The sequence below is a fragment of the Staphylococcus sp. EG-SA-15 genome, assembly GCF_017151895.1.
Classification (GTDB): domain Bacteria; phylum Bacillota; class Bacilli; order Staphylococcales; family Staphylococcaceae; genus Staphylococcus; species Staphylococcus aureus.
Genome location: NZ_JACVZN010000016.1, coordinates 1 through 22271, shown reverse-complemented (window position 1 = coordinate 22271; position 22271 = coordinate 1). Strand labels below are relative to the sequence as shown.

Genomic DNA, 22271 nt, shown 5'->3' with positions numbered 1-22271 from the left:
CGTTAAAATATTGACACAGAACATAAGTTCTGATAAATTACTTATACAAACAAATGTTCTAGGAGTGGAAATGATGTTTTACAATAAATATAAAAACGTATCAACATATATCATCATATTTTTAGTTTCAAGTGCAGCCTTTGCAATATTCTTGTTAAGTGCGAACGTTAGTGCTCACTCGGAACAAGTGTACGAAATGACTGACCATCAAATTAAGAACAATACGATAAATAAAGCATACGAACATAAAGACCCTACAAACAATGGCGAACAAAGAGATGGGAAAGTGTTCGCTTTAATAAATTGATACATTGTCACAACGTTATTTTTCCTATTTTTGCGAAATAGCGTTTTTTTATTACTTTTTTGCTGGTCTTAAATTTGTTATATTTTGTTAAAGTATTATAATGATTGAATAAACAAATTGAAGGTAGGTTTTTTAATTGAGTAATTCTGATTTGAATATCGAAAGAATTAACGAGTTAGCTAAAAAGAAAAAAGAAGTAGGATTAACTCAAGAAGAAGCAAAGGAGCAAACAGCCTTAAGAAAAGCTTATCTTGAGAGTTTTAGAAAAGGGTTTAAACAACAAATTGAAAATACTAAAGTAATTGATCCAGAAGGTAATGATGTAACACCTGAAAAAATTAAAGAGATACAACAAAAAAGAGATAATAAAAATTAAATCACAAATCTGTAAAGAATTTTCTGACATTATAACTTGAAATAAGTATTTTACTTATCTTTTTATTTTAAAATAAGTTATAATGTATTTGATAAAATTGAAGAAGGGAAGATACACAAGATGTTTAATGAAAAAGATCAATTAGCTGTTGATACGCTACGTGCACTAAGTATCGACACAATCGAAAAAGCGAATTCTGGTCATCCAGGATTACCTATGGGAGCTGCCCCAATGGCTTACACTTTGTGGACACGTCATCTGAATTTTAATCCACAATCTAAAGATTACTTCAATAGAGACCGTTTCGTATTATCGGCAGGGCATGGTTCAGCATTATTGTATAGCTTGTTACATGTTTCTGGTAGTTTAGAATTAGAAGAATTAAAGCAATTTAGACAATGGGGTTCTAAAACACCAGGCCATCCTGAATACAGACATACTGATGGTGTAGAAGTTACTACTGGACCACTTGGACAAGGTTTTGCTATGTCAGTAGGATTAGCTTTAGCAGAAGATCACCTAGCAGGGAAATTTAATAAAGAAGGATATAATGTTGTAGATCATTACACATATGTATTAGCTTCTGACGGTGATTTAATGGAAGGTATATCGCATGAAGCAGCTTCATTTGCTGGACATAATAAATTAAGTAAATTAGTTGTTTTATACGATTCAAATGATATTTCATTAGATGGCGAATTAAACAAAGCTTTTTCTGAAAACACAAAAGCTCGTTTTGAAGCATATGGTTGGAATTACTTACTAGTTAAAGATGGTAATGATTTAGAAGAAATTGATAAAGCGATTACTACAGCTAAATCTCAAGAAGGACCAACGATTATTGAAGTTAAAACAACAATCGGATTTGGTTCACCGAATAAAGCAGGAACTAATGGTGTTCATGGGGCACCTTTAGGTGAAGTTGAAAGAAAATTAACATTCGAAAATTACGGTTTAGATTCTGAAAAACGTTTTAATGTTTCAGAAGAGGTATACGAAATTTTCCAAAATACTATGTTAAAACGTGCTAATGAAGATGAATCTCAATGGAATTCATTATTAGAAAAATATGCAGAAACATATCCTGAATTAGCAGAAGAATTTAAATTAGCGATTAGTGGTAAATTGCCTAAAAATTATAAGGATGAATTACCACGTTTTGAACTGGGTCATAATGGTGCATCTCGTGCTGATTCTGGTACTGTTATTCAAGCAATCAGTAAAACTGTCCCTTCATTCTTTGGTGGATCAGCAGACCTTGCTGGTTCAAACAAATCCAATGTAAATGATGCAACAGATTATAGTTCTGAAACACCTGAAGGTAAAAATGTGTGGTTTGGTGTACGTGAATTTGCTATGGGTGCTGCTGTAAATGGTATGGCTGCACATGGAGGTTTACATCCATATGGTGCAACATTCTTCGTATTTAGTGATTATTTAAAACCAGCGTTACGTTTATCATCAATTATGGGATTAAATGCAACGTTCATCTTCACACATGATTCAATTGCAGTAGGTGAAGATGGTCCTACTCATGAACCAATTGAACAATTAGCTGGATTAAGAGCTATTCCAAATATGAATGTTATCCGTCCTGCTGATGGTAATGAAACAAGAGTAGCATGGGAAGTTGCCTTAGAATCTGAATCTACACCTACTTCATTAGTATTGACACGTCAAAACTTACCGGTTTTAGATGTACCAGAAGATGTAGTTGAAGAAGGCGTTCGAAAAGGTGCCTATACAGTTTATGGCTCTGAAGAGACACCAGAATTCCTATTATTAGCTTCAGGTTCAGAAGTTAGTCTTGCAGTTGAAGCTGCTAAAGATCTTGAAAAACAAGGTAAATCAGTGCGTGTTGTTTCAATGCCTAACTGGAATGCATTTGAACAACAATCTGAAGAATATAAAGAATCAGTTATTCCATCAAGCGTAACAAAACGTGTTGCGATTGAAATGGCTTCACCGCTTGGATGGCATAAATATGTAGGTACTGCAGGTAAAGTTATTGCTATTGACGGCTTTGGCGCAAGTGCACCTGGCGATTTAGTAGTTGAAAAATATGGATTTACTAAAGAAAATATCTTAAACCAAGTTATGAGCTTATAAGAATAATTTATAAAGCGAGTATGTTTAGAAGTCTAGGATGCATAATCTTAGGCTTCTTTTAAAGTGTTGAAATTTAGAGTATAGCACTTAAACTACATCATAAGTGATAAGTTATGAAAGTATACTATTTCAGATTAATCTTTAAAAGCTCTGTTATAACAGCATGATTTTTGATATTATTTTTAGTATCGATATTAAAATACTTGAATAAACTAGTTCTTGAAATAATGTGATGAATTTAGTAAAATTCAGTAGGATAAAGAAAGCGGGTGAAACAATGGCAACTTGGTTAGCAATTATTTTTATAGTAGCTGCATTAATTTTAGGTTTAATTGGAGGTTTCCTTTTAGCTAGAAAATATATGATGGACTACTTGAAGAAAAACCCACCAATCAACGAAGAAATGCTTCGTATGATGATGATGCAAATGGGTCAAAAACCTTCTCAGAAGAAAATTAATCAAATGATGACGATGATGAATAAAAATATGGATCAAAATATGAAGAGTGCGAAAAAGTAAATTCGCAATTGATAGAGGCTATTTTCCAGATATGGAAATGGCCTCTTTTTATAATCAAATTAATAAAAACAAATATGTTTATTAAAATTAAAGTTAACAAAATGACGAATAGACTGAGAAATGCTATAATTCATTTTGTATGATTTACAGAGAGTTTATTTAACGAGAAGGTGTCTGCGTGCTCTATTTAATATTTTCAATCATTGTAGCTTTATTTATGGGAACTATAGTTATAGTTATTCGTATGAAAGCTCAAAATTATCCGGTAAATGAGAAAAAAATAGTTTTGCCACCGTTTTTTATGGCGACCGGTGCATTGATGTACGTCGTTCCATATTTTAGGCTAACAGGATCGGAAATGCTAGAAGCCTTTATAATTGGTTTGCTTTTTTCTACAGTTCTAATTTGGACTTCTCGATTTGAAGTCAAAGGTACAGAAATTTATATGAAACGATCTAAAGCATTTCCAGTTATTTTGATTTCATTACTTATCATTCGTACTGTGATGAAAATATTCATTAGTAATGAAATAGATCCTGGAGAATTAGGCGGCATGTTCTTTTTATTAGCATTCTGTATGATTGTTCCTTGGAGAGCAGCAATGCTATATAAATACAAAAAACTAAAGAAAACATTAATCAATTAATTACTTTTAAAACCACTTGTGATCGACTTCTAAATCAGTCGATGAGTGGTTTTAATTTTACTTGAAAAGGTGAAATGATTATATTAAAATAAAAGCGAACAAATGTTCTATATGGAGGCAGTAATGAAAATCATACATACAGCAGACTGGCACTTAGGGAAAATATTAAATGGCAAACAGCTTTTAGAAGATCAAGCGTATATTTTAGATATGTTCGTAGAAAAAATGAAAGAAGAAGAACCCGATATCATTGTGATAGCTGGAGATTTATATGACACAACATATCCAAGTAAAGATGCAATCATGTTATTAGAACAAGCGATTGGAAAGTTAAATTTAGAACTGCGTATACCAATAATTATGATTAGTGGAAATCACGATGGTAAAGAGAGGTTAAACTATGGGGCGAGTTGGTTTGAACATAATCAGTTATTTATAAGAACAGATTTTACATCGATTAATTCACCAATAGAGATAAGTGGGGTTAATTTTTATACACTCCCTTATGCTACTGTGAGCGAAATGAAACACTATTTTGAAGATGACACCATTGAAACGCATCAACAGGGAATTACGCGCTGTATTGAAACAATAGCACCGGCAATTGATGAAGATGCCGTCAATATTTTAATTAGTCATCTGACTGTTCAAGGTGGAAAGACATCTGATTCTGAAAGACCATTAACTATTGGAACGGTTGAGTCAGTTCAGAAACGTGTTTTTGATATATTTGATTATGTCATGCTAGGTCACTTGCATCATCCATTTAGTATAGAAGACGACAAAATTAAATATAGTGGCTCCTTATTGCAGTATTCATTTTCGGAAGCGGGTCAAGCTAAAGGGTATAGACGTGTAACAATTAATGATGGCATTATTAACGATGTATTTATTCCTCTTAAGCCACTTAGACAATTGGAAATTATCTCAGGCGAATATAATGATGTTATTAATGAAAAAGTTCATGTGAAAAATAAAGATAATTATTTACATTTTAAACTTAAAAATATGTCTCATATTACTGATCCAATGATGAGTTTAAAACAAATTTATCCTAATACTTTAGCGCTGACGAATGAAACTTTTAATTATAATGAAGAAAATAATGCTATAGAAATAAGTGAAAAAGATGACATGTCAATTATCGAAATGTTTTATAAACATATAACTGATAAAGAATTATCGGATATCCAATCTAAAAAGATAAAAAATATTTTAGAAAACGAATTGAGAAAGGAGGATTAATGAATGAAACCATTACATTTAAAGTTGAATAATTTCGGCCCCTTTTTAAAAGAAGAAATTGATTTTTCTAAAATTGATAATAATGAATTGTTTTTAATAAGTGGTAAGACTGGATCGGGTAAAACAATGATTTTTGATGCAATGACTTATGCCTTGTTTGGTAAAGCATCAACTGAACAAAGAGAAGAAAATGATTTGAGAAGTCATTTCGCTGATGGTAAACAGCCGATGTCAGTAACATTTGAATTTCAATTAAATCAGCGAATTTATAAAGTGCATAGACAAGGCCCTTATATCAAAGAAGGTAATACAACAAAAACGAACGCTAAATTTGATGTATTTGAGATGGTGGATGGCAAGTATGAAATTAGAGAAAGTAAAGTAATTTCAGGTAACCAATTCATTATTGAATTATTAGGAGTAAATGCAGATCAATTCCGACAATTGTTTATTTTGCCTCAAGGTGAATTCAAACGCTTTTTAATATCAAACAGTCGTGAAAAGCAAGGGATATTAAGAACACTGTTTGACAGTGAAAAATTTGAAGCTATACGAGAAATATTAAAAGAAGAAGTAAAAAAAGAAAAAGCTCAAATCGAGAATAGATATCAACAAATTGACCTTTTATGGCAAGAAATTGAATCATTTGATGATGACAATATAAAAGGCTTATTAGAGGTTGCCACTCAACAGATAGACAAATTGATTGAAAATATACCACTTTTACAAGCTAGGTCGAAAGAAATACTAGCATCTGTAAATGAAAGTAAAGAAACTGCTATTAAAGAATTTGAAATAATAGAAAAGAAAACATTAGAAAATAATATATTAAAAGATAATATTAATCAACTCAACAAAAATAAAATTGATTTCGTTCAATTGAAAGAACAACAACCTGAAATAGAGGGAATTGAAGCTAAGTTAAAGTTGTTACAAGATATTACAAACCTATTGAATTATATTGAAAATAGAGAAAAAATTGAAACTAAAATTGCTAATAGCAAAAAAGATATTTCTAAAACCAATAATAAAATATTGAATCTTGATTGTGATAAGCGAAACATAGACAAAGAGAAAAAAATGTTAGAAGAAAATGGAGATTTAATTGAAAGTAAAATCTCTTTTATTGATAAAACTAGAGTATTATTTAACGATATTAATAAGTATCAACAAAGTTATCTCAATATTGAACGCTTGAGAACTGAGAGTGAACAATTAGGTGATGAATTAAATAATCTAATTAAAGGTTTAGAAAAGGTCGAAGATTCAATAGGTAATAACGAAAGTGATTACGAGAAAATTATCGAACTAAATAATACGATAACGAACATAAATAATGAAATTAATATAATTAAAGAAAATGAAAAAGCTAAAGCTGAATTAGATAAACTATTAGGTAGTAAGCAAGAGTTAGAGAATCAAATTAATGAAGAAACATCTATATTGAAGAATCTCGAAATAAAATTAGATCGCTACGATAAAACAAAATTGGACTTAAATGATAAAGAAAGCTTTATAAGTGAAGTTAAATCTGCTGTAAATATTGGAGATCAATGTCCGATATGTGGTAATGAAATTCAGGATTTAGGGCATCATATTGATTTTGAAAGTATTGCTAAACGTCAAAATGAAATTAAAGAAATTGAAGCAAATATCCACGCTATAAAATCGAATATTGCTGTGCATAATTCTGAAATTAAATTTGTTAATGAAAAAATATCGAATATTAATATTAAAACGCAAAGTGATTTTTCACTTGAAGTATTGAATAAGCGTCTGCTAGAAAATGAAAATGCATTGAATAATCAAAGAGATCTTAATAAATTTATAGAACAAATGAAAGAAGAAAAAGATAATCTAACGTTGCAAATTCATAATAAACAATTGCGTCTAAATAAAAATGAATCTGAGTTGAAATTATGTCGAGATCTCATCACTGAATTTGAAACACTCTCGAAATATAATAATATCACTAATTTTGAGGTGGATTATAAGAAGTATGTTCAAGATGTGAATCAGCATCAAGAACTCTCAAAGGAGATTGAAGATAAGTTAATGCAATTGTCTCAAAGAAAGTTAATTGAGCAAAATAATCTAAATCACTATGAAAATCAACTAGAAACTTACAATAATGACTTAGAATTGAATGAACAATCTATTGAAATGGAAATGTCGAGGCTGAATTTAACTGACGACAATGATATAAATGAAATAATAGCCTGGAGGGGCGAGCAAGAGGAATTAGAGCAGAAAAGGGATACTTATAAAAAACGTTATCATGAATTTGAAATGGAAATAGCTAGGTTAGAATCATTAACCAAGGATAAAGAGTTATTGGACTCTGATAAATTAATAGATGAATATGAACTGAAAAAAGGAAAGATGAATACACTGATAGATGAATACTCTGCTGTTCATTATCAATGTCAAAATAATATTAAAAAAACACAATCTATAGTTTCGCATATTAATTACTTAAATCAAGAATTAAAGGATCAACAAGAAATATTTCAATTGGCTGAGATTGTCAGTGGTAAGAACAACAAAAATCTTACATTGGAAAACTTTGTATTAATTTACTATTTAGATCAAATTATTGCTCAAGCAAATCTGAGATTAGCAACAATGTCAGATAATCGATACCAACTAATTAGGCGAGAAGCGGTTTCTCATGGTCTTAGTGGCCTAGAAATTGATGTATTTGATTTGCATTCAAATAAGTCTAGACATATTAGCTCGTTATCCGGTGGAGAAACTTTCCAATCGTCGCTTGCATTAGCTTTAGGGTTAAGCGAAATTGTACAGCAGCAATCAGGAGGTATTTCACTAGAATCAATATTTATTGATGAAGGATTCGGTACATTAGATCAAGAAACGCTTGAAACAGCGTTAGACACTTTATTAAATCTTAAATCAACTGGTAGAATGGTTGGGATTATTTCACATGTGAGCGAATTGAAAAATAGAATACCTTTAGTTTTAGAAGTGAAATCAGATCAATATCAGAGTTCAACAAGATTCAAAAGAAATTAAAACATAAAAAATAGAGATGGTACTTTGGAATGTATAGAACAACCTTAGCCCATCTCTTTTTATTTAAAAATTATTTTTTCTCACGTAATAAATCTCTGATTTCAGTTAATAACACAACATTTTCTTCCACAACTGCTTCTTCTTCGGCTTCTTCTTTCTTCATTAATGTATTTGCAATCTTAACAAAGATGAATAAAGCAAACGCGATGATAATAAAGTCGATAACAGATTGGATAAATAAACCGTATTTAATACCCCAGAATGACCATTCTTTAGCAAAATCAACTGATCCGAAAATTTTACCAATTAATGGCATAATGATATTTTCTACTAATGAAGATATAATCTTGTTGAAAGCTGCACCCATCACAACAGCAATTGCTAAATCTAAGACGTTACCTTTTAAGGCGAACTCTTTGAATTCTTTTAACATTACACTCAACCTCTCTTTTTTAAATGTAACCTCAATTATACAACAAATAAAAAAATTAGAAAATAGATTATTCAAGAAAATTTGATTATCGCAAAGACCTTTGTTATCCTATAAAGGTGCGTGAGTTATTGAATAAAATGTTTAGATAATATTTTTATTCTACTACATAAAATTAAATATAGAATTGAAGGGAGTAATTAATTATGAATTCTTCTTCACCAGAGAATCCAAATGGAAAGAAGTATTCACCAGTCTTCATCTATAGTGCAATTGTTGTTGCTATAGTCGTATTACTTGGTGCATTTTTACCTGAACAATTCAACTATGTTACCAATAATATTAAAATGTGGATTACAGAAAAGTTAGGTTGGTATTATCTTATTCTTACTACGATTATCGTGTTCTTCTGTATATTCCTTATTTTTAGTCCTATTGGAAAACTTAAACTAGGTAAACCAAATGACAAACCTGAGTTTAATACAATTTCATGGTTTGCTATGTTGTTTAGTGCTGGTATGGGGATAGGTTTGGTGTTTTATGGTGCAGCAGAACCGATGGCGCACTTTGCTACGCCACCTACAGCAGATCCCAAAACTACTGAAGCTTATACTGAAGCTCTACGTTCAACATTTTTCCATTGGGGATTCCATGCTTGGGCTGTTTATGGTGTTGTTGCGTTAGCGTTGGCATATTCGCAATTCCGTAAAGGTGAACCAGGTTTATTATCTAGAACTTTACGTCCTCTTTTAGGTGATAAAGTAGAAGGTCCTATTGGAATTTTTATTGACGTTTTATCTGTATTTGCGACAATCGTTGGGGTAGCCGTTTCGTTAGGTATGGGTGCTCTACAAATTAATGGTGGTTTACATTACTTGTTCAATGTTCCAAACAATACGTTTGTACAAGCGATTATCATCATTGTTGTTACTATCTTATTTATAGCAAGTGCATGGTCTGGATTAAGTAAAGGTATTCAATACTTAAGTAACTTGAACATTGGTTTAGGTACTATTTTAATGGTAGCTGCTTTAATTGTTGGACCAACTGTTCTTATTTTAAATATGTTAACTAGCTCTACGGGTAGTTTACTAAACACATTCTTGTTTAATAGTTTTGATACAGCAGCTTTAAATCCTCAAAAACGTGAATGGATGTCTTCATGGACACTTTATTACTGGGGTTGGTGGTTAAGTTGGAGTCCATTCGTTGGAGTGTTTATTGCACGAGTTTCAAAAGGACGTTCAATTAGAGAGTTCATTTCTGGTGTCTTGCTAGTTCCAGCAATTGTTAGTTTTGTTTGGTTTAGTGTCTTTGGTGTATTAGGCATCGAGACAGGTAAGAAACACAAAGAAATTTTTGATATGACTCCTGAAACACAGCTATTTGGAGTGTTTAATCATGTGCCATTTGGCATTGTTTTATCGTTGATTGCATTATTATTAATTGCATCATTCTTTATTACATCTGCTGACTCAGCAACATTTGTATTAGGAATGCAAACAACATTTGGTTCATTAAATCCATCTAGTATGGTAAAAGTTGTTTGGGGAATTTCACAGGCCTTAATAGCATTTGTACTTTTATTAGCTGGTGGCGGTAACGGCGCTGAAGCTTTAAATGCGATTCAAAGTGCTGCAATTATAAGTGCATTCCCATTCTCCTTTGTCGTCATACTCATGATGGTAAGTTTCTACAAGGATGCGAACCAGGAACGTAAATTCCTAGGTTTAACATTGACTCCGAATAAACATCGCTTACAAGAATATATCAAGAGTCAACAAGAAGATTATGAATCTGACATTCTTGAAAAGCGTCAGTCACGTAGAAATATAGAGAAAAAAGATAACTAATAAAGTTTAGTTAAGTATTTTAATAACAAGTAGTATGTCATTCTAGTAGCTAGAACAGATATACTACTTGTTTGTTTTTGTGGAAAATTGAGTATATTCAAAAGGATAAGAACGAGAATTTCGTTATTAAACTACGAATTCTCGATTTTTTTATATTTTAAGATAGGTTTATTTCTGACAACTTAATAGAAAGAGGTTTGACAAAGCTAAAGTGAAGTACGACGGTATAAAAAAATTAACTATACTTTTATAGAAAATTAACTCAGACTGGGACATAGATCAATATTCTATGCTCTACGAAGTTATATTGGTAGTAGTTGACTGAACGAAAATGCGCTTGTAACAAGCTTTTTTCAATTCTAGTCAGGGGCCCCAACACAGAGAATTTCGAAAAGAAATTCTACAGACAATGCAAGTTGGCGGGGCCCCAACATAGAAGCTGGCGGAAAGTCAGTTTACAATAATGTGCAAGTTGGGGTGGGACGACGAAATAAATTTTGCGAAAATATCATTTCTGTCCCACTCCCATCAAAAGAATGACATTGAAAAGAAATATTAAAGTTTGGCGCCACAATTTTCTTTCTGCTCAATGAAATAATACGTTTGAAAATTGAATTGAATCATTCACGAAATTGATAATTATTCTCAATTAATAAAAAATACTTATTACACCTTACCTGTATGATAAGTTTTGCTTATATACTCTGATTAAAAAGTCAAAACCTAAATTAAGCGTTTTCTAAGCATGATGAGTTGTTTATCAATAAATATAATAATACAATTTAATCAAGGCATATAAATATAAAAATGTATCAAGGGGGATCATTAAATGGCTGCAAATTTTAAAGAGCAATCAAAAAAACATTTTGACTTGAATGGCCAAAGTTATACTTACTATGATTTAAAAGCTGTAGAAGAGCAAGGCATTACTAAAGTTTCCAATTTACCTTATTCAATTCGTGTTTTGTTAGAATCTTTACTTCGTCAAGAAGATGATTTTGTAATTACAGACGATCATATTAAAGCTTTAAGTCAGTTTGGAAAAGATGGAAATGAAGGCGAGGTACCATTTAAACCTTCTCGTGTTATTTTACAAGATTTCACAGGTGTACCAGCCGTAGTTGATTTAGCTTCTTTACGTAAAGCAATGGATGACGTTGGGGGAGATATTACTAAAATTAATCCAGAAGTACCGGTGGATTTAGTTATTGACCACTCAGTTCAAGTGGATAGCTATGCAAATCCAGAAGCTCTTGAACGTAATATGAAATTAGAATTTGAACGTAACTATGAACGTTATCAGTTTTTAAATTGGGCAACGAAAGCATTTGATAATTACAATGCAGTTCCTCCTGCAACTGGAATAGTTCACCAAGTTAACTTAGAATATTTAGCAAGTGTTGTACATGTTCGTGATGTAGATGGTGAAAAAACTGCATTTCCGGATACATTAGTTGGTACTGATTCACATACAACAATGATAAATGGTATTGGCGTACTAGGATGGGGTGTTGGTGGTATTGAAGCTGAAGCTGGAATGCTTGGACAACCTTCTTATTTCCCAATTCCAGAGGTTATTGGTGTACGACTAGTAAATTCATTACCACAAGGCGCAACAGCAACTGATTTAGCGTTAAGAGTAACTCAAGAGCTACGTAAAAAAGGTGTTGTTGGTAAATTTGTAGAGTTCTTTGGTCCAGGTGTACAACATTTACCACTAGCAGACCGTGCTACAATTGCAAACATGGCACCAGAGTATGGAGCAACTTGCGGATTCTTCCCGGTTGATGATGAATCTCTTAAATATATGAAGTTAACTGGTAGATCAGATGAGCATATCGCGCTAGTAAAAGAATATTTGAAACAAAACCATATGTTCTTTGATGTTGAGAAAGAAGATCCTAATTATACAGATGTTATCGAATTGGATTTATCAACAGTTGAAGCATCGCTTTCAGGACCAAAACGTCCTCAAGATTTAATTTTCTTAAGTGATATGAAATCATCATTTGAAAATTCTGTAACAGCTCCAGCGGGCAACCAAGGACACGGTTTAGATAAAAGTGAATTTGATAAGAAAGCTGAAATTAACTTCAAAGATGGATCAAAAGCTACAATGAAAACAGGTGATATTGCAATAGCAGCAATTACATCATGTACAAATACATCTAACCCTTATGTAATGTTAGGTGCAGGTTTAGTTGCTAAAAAAGCAGTTGAAAAAGGCTTGAAAGTTCCTGAATACGTTAAAACTTCTCTAGCACCAGGATCAAAAGTTGTTACCGGATATTTAAGAGATGCTGGCTTGCAACCTTATTTAGATGATTTAGGCTTCAACTTGGTTGGTTATGGATGTACAACTTGTATCGGTAATTCAGGTCCTTTATTACCAGAAATTGAAAAAGCGATTGCTGATGAGGACCTATTAGTGACATCTGTATTATCTGGTAACCGTAACTTTGAAGGTCGTATCCATCCTCTTGTTAAAGCCAATTACCTAGCTTCACCACAGTTAGTTGTTGCTTATGCATTAGCTGGAACGGTTGATATTGATTTACAAAATGAACCTATTGGTAAAGGTAATGACGGTGAAGATGTATATTTGAAAGATATTTGGCCATCAATTAAAGAAGTTTCAGATACCGTTGATAGTGTTGTAACACCTGAATTATTTATTGAAGAATATAATAACGTATACAATAACAACGAATTATGGAATGAGATTGATGTAACTGATCAACCTCTATATGACTTTGATCCTAATTCAACATACATTCAAAATCCATCATTCTTCCAAGGATTATCTAAAGAACCGGGTACGATTGTTCCATTAAATGGTTTACGTGTTATGGGTAAATTCGGTGATTCTGTGACAACTGACCACATCTCTCCAGCAGGTGCAATTGGTAAAGATACGCCAGCTGGTAAATATTTACAAGATCATCAAGTGCCTATTCGTGAATTTAATTCATATGGTTCAAGACGTGGTAATCACGAAGTAATGGTTCGAGGTACGTTTGCTAATATACGTATTAAAAACCAATTAGCGCCAGGTACTGAAGGTGGTTTTACAACTTATTGGCCAACAAATGAAGTAATGCCTATCTTTGATGCTGCAATGAAATATAAAGAAGATGGTACAGGTTTAGTTGTATTAGCTGGTAACGATTATGGTATGGGTTCATCTCGTGACTGGGCAGCAAAAGGTACAAACTTATTAGGTGTTAAAACAGTTATTGCACAAAGTTATGAACGTATCCATCGTTCAAATTTAGTTATGATGGGTGTATTACCATTAGAGTTTAAAAAAGGTGAATCAGCTGATTCTCTTGGTCTAGATGGTACAGAAGAAATTTCTGTTAATATTGATGAAAATGTTCAACCACATGACTACGTCAAAGTTACTGCTAAGAAGCAAGATGGTGATTTGGTAGAATTTGACGCTATGGTTCGTTTTGACTCACTTGTTGAAATGGATTACTATCGTCACGGTGGAATTTTACAAATGGTTTTAAGAAATAAATTAGCGCAATAAAAAATAGATATCACAGTAAAATTTAAATCGGTATTTGAGGCACTTTGATAGTGCTCAAAAATACTTCTATAAACTTTATGATATAATAGGTCGGTTCAAAACCTTTGTGTTCTTGGCCGGCCTCTTCTTGTATTTTATGTTAGAATGAGATATAAAGTTAAACTGAAAGAAGGCTTAAAATGATATATAGTATTACAGAAATAGAAGCGCGTTATGCTGAAACTGATAAGATGGGTGTAATTTATCACGGGAATTATGCAACTTGGTTTGAAGTTGCGCGGTTGGATTATATATCGAAGTTAGGTTTTAGTTATGCTGATATGGAAAAACAAGGAATCATTTCACCTGTGACTGACCTCAATGTCAATTATAAAAAGTCTATTTTTTATCCAGAAAAAGTTAAAGTTAAAACTTGGGTTGAAAAATATTCGAGATTACGTTCAGTGTATAAATATGAGATTTTTAATGAAAAAGGTGAACTTGCAACTACAGGTTCCACAGAATTGATTTGCATTAAAGAAGATACTTTTAAGCCTATACGGTTGGATCGTTATTTCCCAGATTGGCATGAAGCCTATAGTAAAGTGCAAACGCTCAATAATGAAGGGAAAACAGTAGAGATAATGGATGGTATTGATTCTTTATAAGTTACTGTAAATGTTTGGAGAGGCAATATTAACAATTAATCTATAAAAAATAGCCAATACGTTAACATTAATGTAATTAGCGTGAAGATAAGCTAATATATAGCAAAAACGAACTTGTTCATACAACATCAGATGTGCTAAACCAAAGTACAACTTCCGAGGTTCAGTACACATCAGAATGTGTAAACAAGTTCGTTTTATTTTAGTTATTTTGTGGAATAAGAAATTTCATCTTCGTGATCAACTACATTTACAATAATGTGGTCATCTTCAAAGTACCACAAATCTTTTTCCGCTACGACAACATTTAAATCGTCATATTGTTGTTCATAGCCAATATCAACATCTTCCTTTGGTTCAACTGTAAAAGCAGGACTAAATCCTTGCTTGAGTTGGAATTCGCCACCATATCTTACAAAAAACACGAGCACTTTATTATTTTCAGGCAACTCTAGTTCATTTTTAAACCAAGTTACTGCTGCATCAGTAAGTTCTATTTGCATAACAATGACCTCCTATATTTATTACAGAATGGGAGTGGGCCAACTTGTATTATTTGTGGAATTTCTTATCGAAATTCTCTGTGTTGGAGCCCACCCCAACCTGCTCATTATTGTAAGCTGAATTTCCATAAGCTTCTATGTTGGGACCCCCGACCAGAATTGAAAAAACCTAGTTATAAGCGCATTTCGTTCGGTTAACTACAGCTAATATAACATTGTGGAGCCTATGACATTGATTTATGTCTCGGTATCAAATGTTCTTGTAAAAAAACTAAGTATAGTTGGATTTTAAGTTAAAAAAATTGTTTTTGCAAAAATAAAATAATCCATCAACTGCAAAAAAATATGCAATGATGGACTAATGTCAAAAAATTGTTACATCCATTTTATTTTAGGTTCTTCGCCTCTAAAAATCCTTGCGATATTAGAGCGATGTCTAATTATCAATATGATTGAAACTAAGAAACTAACGACTAATAAAATGTAGTCTTGAATGATAAGCGAGCCAATCACACAGCAAATTGCTGCAACGATACTTGCTAAAGAAACATATTTAAAAATCTTCAATACAATAAAGAAGATAATTGCAAGTATTAGTAAAAGTATCGGATTGACTCCCAAGACGACACCTGCACTAGTTGCAACCGCTTTGCCACCTTGGAATTTTAAATAAACAGGATAAACGTGTCCAAGTATAGCGAATAAGCCAACAATTAAACCATTTGTAAAAAAAGTACTAATAGGGCCATCTGCGTGAACTGGTAACCATAAAGGGAAGAAAACAGTTATGAACCCTTTGAAAATATCTAGAAATGTTACCAAGAATCCTGCAGGACGACCTAATACTCTAAAGCTATTAGTAGCGCCAGTATTACCACTACCAAATTGTCTAATATCTTTTTTGAAAAATAATTTTCCAATTACGAATCCACTTGGGAAAGCGCCGATAAGATAACTTAGTAGTAACATGACGATTATCATCATAAATATTACACATCCTTTAATATCTTAGGACTATTTTATCATATTCGTTTAAATTACGGCTAAAAATTTTAAAAACGGGGATTAATATATGGAATTAAGCTATGAAAGTTAATTGATACTTGCATTTTACGCTGATTTATATAAGAATAACTATTGTATAGTTTTAAAAACGAACGTACGTTTGCAGGAGGCGAAATCATTGGCAATGAATAAACAAAATAATTATTCAGATGATTCAATACAGGTTTTAGAGGGGTTAGAAGCAGTTCGTAAAAGACCTGGTATGTATATTGGATCAACTGATAAACGGGGATTACATCATCTAGTATATGAAATTGTCGATAACTCCGTCGATGAAGTATTGAATGGTTACGGTAACGAAATAGATGTAACAATTAATAAAGATGGTAGTATTTCTATAGAAGATAATGGACGTGGTATGCCAACAGGTATACATAAATCAGGTAAACCGACAGTCGAAGTTATCTTTACTGTTTTACATGCAGGAGGTAAATTTGGACAAGGCGGCTATAAAACTTCAGGTGGTCTTCACGGTGTTGGTGCTTCAGTTGTAAATGCATTGAGTGAATGGCTTGAAGTTGAAATCCATCGAGATGGTAATATATATCATCAAAGTTTTAAAAACGGTGGTTCGCCATCTTCTGGTTTAGTGAAAAAAGGTAAAACTAAGAAAACAGGTACCAAAGTAACATTTAAACCTGATGACACAATTTTTAAAGCATCTACATCATTTAATTTTGATGTTTTAAGCGAACGACTACAAGAGTCTGCGTTCTTATTGAAAAATTTAAAAATAACGCTTAATGATTTACGCAGTGGTAAAGAGCGTCAAGAGCATTACCATTATGAAGAAGGAATCAAAGAGTTTGTTAGTTATGTCAATGAAGGAAAAGAAGTTTTGCATGACGTAGCTACATTTTCAGGTGAAGCAAATGGTATAGAGGTAGACGTAGCTTTCCAATATAATGATCAATATTCAGAAAGTATTTTAAGTTTTGTAAATAATGTACGTACTAAAGATGGTGGTACACATGAAGTTGGTTTTAAAACAGCAATGACACGTGTATTTAATGATTATGCACGTCGTATTAATGAACTTAAAACAAAAGATAAAAACTTAGATGGTAATGATATTCGTGAAGGTTTAACAGCTGTTGTGTCTGTTCGTATTCCAGAAGAATTATTGCAATTTGAAGGACAAACGAAATCTAAATTGGGTACTTCTGAAGCTAGAAGTGCTGTTGATTCAGTTGTTGCAGACAAATTGCCATTCTATTTAGAAGAAAAAGGACAATTGTCTAAATCACTTGTGAAAAAAGCGATTAAAGCACAACAAGCAAGGGAAGCTGCACGTAAAGCTCGTGAAGATGCTCGTTCAGGTAAGAAAAACAAGCGTAAAGACACTTTGCTATCTGGTAAATTAACACCTGCACAAAGTAAAAACACTGAAAAAAATGAATTGTATTTAGTCGAAGGTGATTCTGCGGGAGGTTCAGCAAAACTTGGACGAGACCGCAAATTCCAAGCGATATTACCATTACGTGGTAAGGTAATTAATACAGAGAAAGCACGTCTAGAAGATATTTTTAAAAATGAAGAAATTAATACAATTATCCACACAATCGGGGCAGGCGTTGGTACTGACTTTAAAATTGAAGATAGTAATTATAATCGTGTAATTATTATGACTGATGCTGATACTGATGGTGCGCATATTCAAGTGCTATTGTTAACATTCTTCTTCAAATATATGAAACCGCTTGTTCAAGCAGGTCGTGTATTTATTGCTTTACCTCCACTTTATAAATTGGAAAAAGGTAAAGGCAAAACAAAGCGAGTTGAATACGCTTGGACAGACGAAGAGCTTAATAAATTACAAAAAGAACTTGGTAAAGGCTTCACGTTACAACGTTACAAAGGTTTGGGTGAGATGAACCCTGAACAATTATGGGAAACGACGATGAACCCAGAAACACGAACTTTAATTCGTGTACAAGTTGAAGATGAAGTGCGTTCATCTAAACGTGTAACAACATTAATGGGTGACAAAGTACAACCTAGACGTGAATGGATTGAAAAGCATGTTGAGTTTGGTATGCAAGAGGACCAAAGTATTTTAGATAATTCTGAAGTACAAGTGCTTGAAAATGATCAATTTGATGAGGAGGAAATCTAGTGAGTGAAATAATTCAAGATTTATCACTTGAAGATGTTTTAGGTGATCGCTTTGGAAGATATAGTAAATATATTATTCAAGAGCGTGCATTGCCAGATGTTCGTGATGGTTTAAAACCAGTACAACGTCGTATTTTATATGCAATGTATTCAAGTGGTAATACACACGATAAAAATTTCCGTAAAAGTGCGAAAACAGTCGGTGATGTTATTGGTCAATATCATCCACATGGAGACTCCTCAGTGTACGAAGCAATGGTCCGTTTAAGTCAAGACTGGAAGTTACGACATGTCTTAATTGAAATGCATGGTAATAATGGTAGTATCGATAATGATCCGCCAGCGGCAATGCGTTACACTGAAGCTAAGTTAAGCTTACTAGCTGAAGAGTTATTACGTGATATTAATAAAGAGACAGTTTCTTTCATTCCAAACTATGATGATACGACACTCGAACCAATGGTATTGCCATCAAGATTTCCTAACTTACTAGTGAATGGTTCTACAGGTATATCTGCAGGTTACGCGACAGATATACCACCACATAATTTAGCTGAAGTGATTCAAGCAACCCTTAAATATATTGATAATCCGGATATTACAGTCAATCAATTAATGAAATATATTAAAGGTCCTGATTTTCCAACTGGTGGTATTATTCAAGGTATTGATGGTATTAAAAAAGCTTATGAATCAGGTAAAGGTAGAATTATAGTTCGTTCTAAAGTTGAAGAAGAAACTTTACGCAATGGACGTAAACAGTTAATTATTACTGAAATTCCATATGAAGTGAACAAAAGTAGCTTAGTAAAACGTATCGATGAATTACGTGCTGACAAAAAAGTCGATGGTATCGTTGAAGTACGTGATGAAACTGATAGAACTGGTTTACGAATAGCAATTGAATTGAAAAAAGATGTGAACAGTGAATCAATCAAAAATTATCTTTATAAAAACTCTGATTTACAGATTTCATATAATTTCAACATGGTCGCTATTAGTGATGGTCGTCCAAAATTGATGGGTATTCGTCAAATTATAGATAGTTATTTGAATCACCAAATTGAGGTTGTTGCAAATAGAACAAAGTTTGAATTAGATAATGCTGAAAAACGTATGCATATCGTTGAAGGTTTGATTAAAGCGTTGTCAATTTTAGATAAAGTAATCGAATTGATTCGTAGCTCTAAAAACAAACGTGACGCTAAAGAAAACCTTATCGAAGTATACGAGTTCACAGAAGAACAGGCTGAAGCAATTGTAATGTTACAGTTATATCGTTTAACAAATACTGACATAGTTGCGCTTGAAGGTGAACATAAAGAACTTGAAGCATTAATCAAACAATTACGTCATATTCTTGATAACCATGATGCATTATTGAATGTCATAAAAGAAGAATTGAATGAAATTAAAAAGAAATTCAAATCTGAACGACTGTCTTTAATTGAAGCAGAAATTGAAGAAATTAAAATTGACAAAGAAGTTATGGTGCCTAGTGAAGAAGTTATTTTAAGTATGACACGTCATGGATATATTAAACGTACTTCTATTCGTAGCTTTAATGCTAGCGGTGTTGAAGATATTGGTTTAAAAGATGGTGACAGTTTACTTAAACATCAAGAAGTAAATACGCAAGATACCGTACTAGTATTTACAAATAAAGGTCGTTATCTATTTATACCGGTTCATAAATTAGCAGATATTCGTTGGAAAGAATTGGGGCAACATGTATCACAAATAGTTCCTATCGAAGAAGATGAAGTGGTTATTAATGTCTTTAATGAAAAGGACTTTAATACAGATGCATTTTATGTTTTTGCGACTCAAAATGGCATGATTAAGAAAAGTACAGTGCCTCTATTTAAAACAACGCGTTTTAATAAACCTTTAATTGCTACTAAAGTTAAAGAAAATGATGATTTGATTAGTGTTATGCGCTTTGAAAAAGATCAATTAATTACCGTCATTACTAATAAAGGTATGTCATTAACGTATAATACAAGTGAACTATCAGATACCGGATTAAGGGCAGCTGGTGTTAAATCAATAAATCTTAAAGCTGAAGATTTCGTTGTTATGACAGAAGGTGTTTCTGAAAATAATACTATATTGATGGCCACACAACGCGGCTCGTTAAAACGTATTAGTTTTAAAATCTTACAAGTTGCTAAAAGAGCACAACGTGGAATAACTTTATTAAAAGAATTAAAGAAAAATCCACATCGTATTGTAGCTGCACATGTAGTGACAGGTGAACATAGTCAATATACATTATATTCAAAATCAAATGAAGAACATGGTTTAATTAATGATATTCATAAATCTGAACAATATACAAATGGCTCATTCATTGTAGATACAGATGATTTTGGTGAAGTAATAGACATGTATATTAGCTAAAAACTATATGCAATCACGAAATTAAATGATAAAATACAGTAATGTTAAATTTTGACTAAATTCAAGGGATTTATATTAAATGCTGACCAAGTACTTATCGTTAAATTAGCGATATACTTTGACCAAACTAATATAAATCTCTTGTATTGTATAAGAAATGATGATGTATCTCTATATTTACTGAAGTTTCAATTCGGTCTAATTTTATAGAAGGTACATGATTCATGTAGAGGATGCGAGGGGTTTATTTTGAAAGATTTCGATAGTTTAATACCTGGATGGTTTAAAGAATTTGTCCATGTTGGTACCGATTTAATATGGTCTCAATATTTAATTGGTCTATTATTGACAGCTGGATTCTTCTTTACAATTAGTTCTAAATTCGTTCAATTACGAATGTTACCTGAAATGTTTAGAGCTTTAGTAGAACGTCCAGAAACTTTAGAAGATGGTAAGAAGGGTATTTCGCCATTCCAAGCATTTGCGATTAGTGCTGGTTCGAGAGTTGGTACTGGTAATATTGCTGGTGTTGCGACTGCGATTGTTTTAGGCGGTCCAGGTGCAGTATTTTGGATGTGGGTTATTGCATTTATAGGTGCAGCGAGTGCATTTATAGAAGCGACTTTGGCTCAGGTTTATAAAGTACATGATAAAGATGGTGGATTCCGTGGTGGTCCAGCTTACTATATTACTAAAGGTTTAAATCAAAAATGGCTAGGTATCGTATTTGCGATTTTAATTACAATTACATTTGCATTTGTATTTAACACAGTGCAATCTAATACAATTGCGGAGTCGTTAAATACGCAATATAATATTAGTCCAGTAATCACAGGTATTATTTTAGCAATCGTAACAGCTATTATTATATTTGGTGGTGTACGTAGTATTGCTACGTTATCTTCGTTAATTGTACCGATTATGGCTATCATTTACATTGGTATGGTTTTAGTAATATTGCTATTTAATTTAGATCAAATTGTTCCTATGATAGGTACGATTATTAAAAGTGCATTTGGTATCGAACAAGTAACTGGTGGCGCTGTAGGTGCTGCGGTTCTTCAAGGTATCAAACGTGGTTTATTCTCTAACGAAGCTGGTATGGGTTCTGCGCCGAATGCAGCGGCAACTGCTGCCGTACCACACCCTGTTAAGCAAGGTTTAATCCAATCATTAGGTGTGTTCTTTGATACAATGTTGGTTTGTACAGCAACTGCAATCATGATTTTACTATATTCAGGACTGAAATTTGGTGATAACGCACCTCAAGGTGTTGCAGTTACTCAATCAGCACTTAATGAGCATTTAGGTTCTGCTGGAGGTATTTTCTTAACAATAGCAGTTACACTGTTTGCATTTTCATCTGTGGTAGGTAATTACTATTACGGTCAATCTAATATTGAATTTTTATCAACAAACCGTGTAATATTATTTATCTTTAGATGTCTTGTTGTAGTACTTGTCTTTGTCGGTGCAGTTGTAAA

Annotated in this window: 17 protein-coding genes; 14 read left to right on the top strand and 3 right to left on the bottom strand. The window is 32.5% G+C overall.

Annotation, left to right across the window (positions count from 1 at the left end):
- Positions 1-73 precede the first annotated feature (73 nt).
- From sosA to sbcC, 8 genes are all read left to right on the top strand, one after another.
- The gene (gene sosA / locus IDG64_RS08385) at positions 74-307 is read left to right on the top strand and encodes a DNA damage-induced cell division inhibitor SosA (RefSeq protein WP_000499650.1); all 234 of its coding nucleotides are present in this window, start codon (positions 74-76) and stop codon (positions 305-307) included.
- 136 nt (positions 308-443) lie between these two features.
- Positions 444-683 carry a DUF896 domain-containing protein gene (locus tag IDG64_RS08380; protein WP_000071351.1) on the top strand — a complete coding sequence of 80 codons (240 nt, stop codon included), beginning with the start codon at positions 444-446 and terminating at the stop codon, positions 681-683.
- A 120-nt stretch (positions 684-803) separates the two neighbouring features.
- The gene (gene tkt / locus IDG64_RS08375) at positions 804-2792 is read left to right on the top strand and encodes a transketolase (protein ID WP_000481446.1); all 1989 of its coding nucleotides are present in this window, start codon (positions 804-806) and stop codon (positions 2790-2792) included.
- A 277-nt stretch (positions 2793-3069) separates the two neighbouring features.
- The gene (locus tag IDG64_RS08370) at positions 3070-3312 is read left to right on the top strand and encodes a YneF family protein (protein ID WP_000246909.1); all 243 of its coding nucleotides are present in this window, start codon (positions 3070-3072) and stop codon (positions 3310-3312) included.
- On the top strand, positions 3299-3397 hold the full coding sequence (locus IDG64_RS08365; protein WP_001789897.1) for a hypothetical protein: 99 nt from the start codon (positions 3299-3301) through the stop codon (positions 3395-3397). The genes IDG64_RS08370 and IDG64_RS08365 overlap by 14 nt, the downstream gene beginning before the upstream one ends.
- A gap of 93 nt (positions 3398-3490) precedes the next feature.
- Positions 3491-3958, top strand: coding sequence for a CcdC family protein (locus tag IDG64_RS08360; protein WP_000966142.1), 468 nt, complete (start codon positions 3491-3493; stop codon positions 3956-3958).
- A gap of 123 nt (positions 3959-4081) precedes the next feature.
- Positions 4082-5203, top strand: coding sequence for an exonuclease subunit SbcD (gene sbcD / locus IDG64_RS08355; protein WP_206171304.1), 1122 nt, complete (start codon positions 4082-4084; stop codon positions 5201-5203).
- Between the two features lie 3 nt (positions 5204-5206).
- Positions 5207-8236, top strand: a complete 3030-nt coding sequence (sbcC, locus tag IDG64_RS08350) for an exonuclease subunit SbcC (RefSeq protein ID WP_000803177.1) — start codon at positions 5207-5209, stop codon at positions 8234-8236.
- A 70-nt stretch (positions 8237-8306) separates the two neighbouring features.
- On the opposite strand, the gene mscL is transcribed toward sbcC, so the two are convergent.
- Positions 8307-8669 (bottom strand): large conductance mechanosensitive channel protein MscL, encoded by a 363-nt coding sequence (mscL, locus tag IDG64_RS08345; protein WP_000910489.1) that lies wholly within the window; start codon positions 8667-8669, stop codon positions 8307-8309.
- Between the two features lie 203 nt (positions 8670-8872).
- Between mscL and IDG64_RS08340 the strand changes: the two genes are divergently transcribed.
- The 3 genes from IDG64_RS08340 (at position 8873) to menI (ending at position 14701) form a co-directional block, all read left to right on the top strand.
- Positions 8873-10519: a BCCT family transporter gene (locus IDG64_RS08340; protein ID WP_001088978.1), complete on the top strand. Its 1647-nt coding sequence runs from the start codon at positions 8873-8875 to the stop codon at positions 10517-10519.
- 829 nt (positions 10520-11348) lie between these two features.
- Positions 11349-14054, top strand: coding sequence for an aconitate hydratase AcnA (acnA, locus tag IDG64_RS08335; protein WP_000729744.1), 2706 nt, complete (start codon positions 11349-11351; stop codon positions 14052-14054).
- Positions 14055-14233: 179 nt separating this feature from the next.
- Positions 14234-14701: a 1,4-dihydroxy-2-naphthoyl-CoA hydrolase MenI gene (menI, locus tag IDG64_RS08330; RefSeq protein ID WP_000640487.1), complete on the top strand. Its 468-nt coding sequence runs from the start codon at positions 14234-14236 to the stop codon at positions 14699-14701.
- A gap of 206 nt (positions 14702-14907) precedes the next feature.
- Here menI and IDG64_RS08325 read toward each other — a convergent pair whose 3' ends face one another.
- Complete coding sequence (locus tag IDG64_RS08325; RefSeq protein WP_001165377.1) at positions 14908-15204, bottom strand: HesB/YadR/YfhF family protein; 297 nt, start codon at positions 15202-15204, stop codon at positions 14908-14910.
- A 375-nt stretch (positions 15205-15579) separates the two neighbouring features.
- The gene (plsY, locus tag IDG64_RS08320) at positions 15580-16188 is read right to left on the bottom strand and encodes a glycerol-3-phosphate 1-O-acyltransferase PlsY (RefSeq protein WP_000972779.1); all 609 of its coding nucleotides are present in this window, start codon (positions 16186-16188) and stop codon (positions 15580-15582) included.
- A gap of 205 nt (positions 16189-16393) precedes the next feature.
- Here plsY and parE point away from each other — a divergent pair, with 205 nt between their 5' ends.
- The 3 genes from parE to alsT all read left to right on the top strand — a co-directional run.
- Complete coding sequence (gene parE / locus IDG64_RS08315; RefSeq protein ID WP_001548666.1) at positions 16394-18385, top strand: DNA topoisomerase IV subunit B; 1992 nt, start codon at positions 16394-16396, stop codon at positions 18383-18385.
- The gene (gene parC / locus IDG64_RS08310) at positions 18385-20787 is read left to right on the top strand and encodes a DNA topoisomerase IV subunit A (protein ID WP_001289570.1); all 2403 of its coding nucleotides are present in this window, start codon (positions 18385-18387) and stop codon (positions 20785-20787) included. Before parE ends, parC begins: the two co-directional genes overlap by 1 nt.
- 249 nt (positions 20788-21036) lie before the next feature.
- On the top strand, positions 21037-22271 hold a 1235-nt coding region (gene alsT, locus IDG64_RS08305; protein WP_206171303.1), incomplete at its 3' end, for a glutamine transporter AlsT.

What these genes read in the sequence shown, in the direction of transcription:
- IDG64_RS08370 (WP_000246909.1), top strand. Translation starts at nt 3,070, where the DNA reads ATGGCAACTTGGTTAGCAATTATTTTTATAGTAGCTGCATTAATTTTA.
- sbcD (WP_206171304.1), top strand. Translation starts at nt 4,082, where the DNA reads ATGAAAATCATACATACAGCAGACTGGCACTTAGGGAAAATATTAAAT.
- tkt (WP_000481446.1), top strand. Translation starts at nt 804, where the DNA reads ATGTTTAATGAAAAAGATCAATTAGCTGTTGATACGCTACGTGCACTA.
- IDG64_RS08340 (WP_001088978.1), top strand. Translation starts at nt 8,873, where the DNA reads ATGAATTCTTCTTCACCAGAGAATCCAAATGGAAAGAAGTATTCACCA.
- mscL (WP_000910489.1), bottom strand. Translation starts at nt 8,669, where the DNA reads ATGTTAAAAGAATTCAAAGAGTTCGCCTTAAAAGGTAACGTCTTAGAT.
- parE (WP_001548666.1), top strand. Translation starts at nt 16,394, where the DNA reads ATGAATAAACAAAATAATTATTCAGATGATTCAATACAGGTTTTAGAG.
- plsY (WP_000972779.1), bottom strand. Translation starts at nt 16,188, where the DNA reads ATGATGATAATCGTCATGTTACTACTAAGTTATCTTATCGGCGCTTTC.
- menI (WP_000640487.1), top strand. Translation starts at nt 14,234, where the DNA reads ATGATATATAGTATTACAGAAATAGAAGCGCGTTATGCTGAAACTGAT.
- IDG64_RS08325 (WP_001165377.1), bottom strand. Translation starts at nt 15,204, where the DNA reads ATGCAAATAGAACTTACTGATGCAGCAGTAACTTGGTTTAAAAATGAA.
- sosA (WP_000499650.1), top strand. Translation starts at nt 74, where the DNA reads ATGTTTTACAATAAATATAAAAACGTATCAACATATATCATCATATTT.
- sbcC (WP_000803177.1), top strand. Translation starts at nt 5,207, where the DNA reads ATGAAACCATTACATTTAAAGTTGAATAATTTCGGCCCCTTTTTAAAA.
- acnA (WP_000729744.1), top strand. Translation starts at nt 11,349, where the DNA reads ATGGCTGCAAATTTTAAAGAGCAATCAAAAAAACATTTTGACTTGAAT.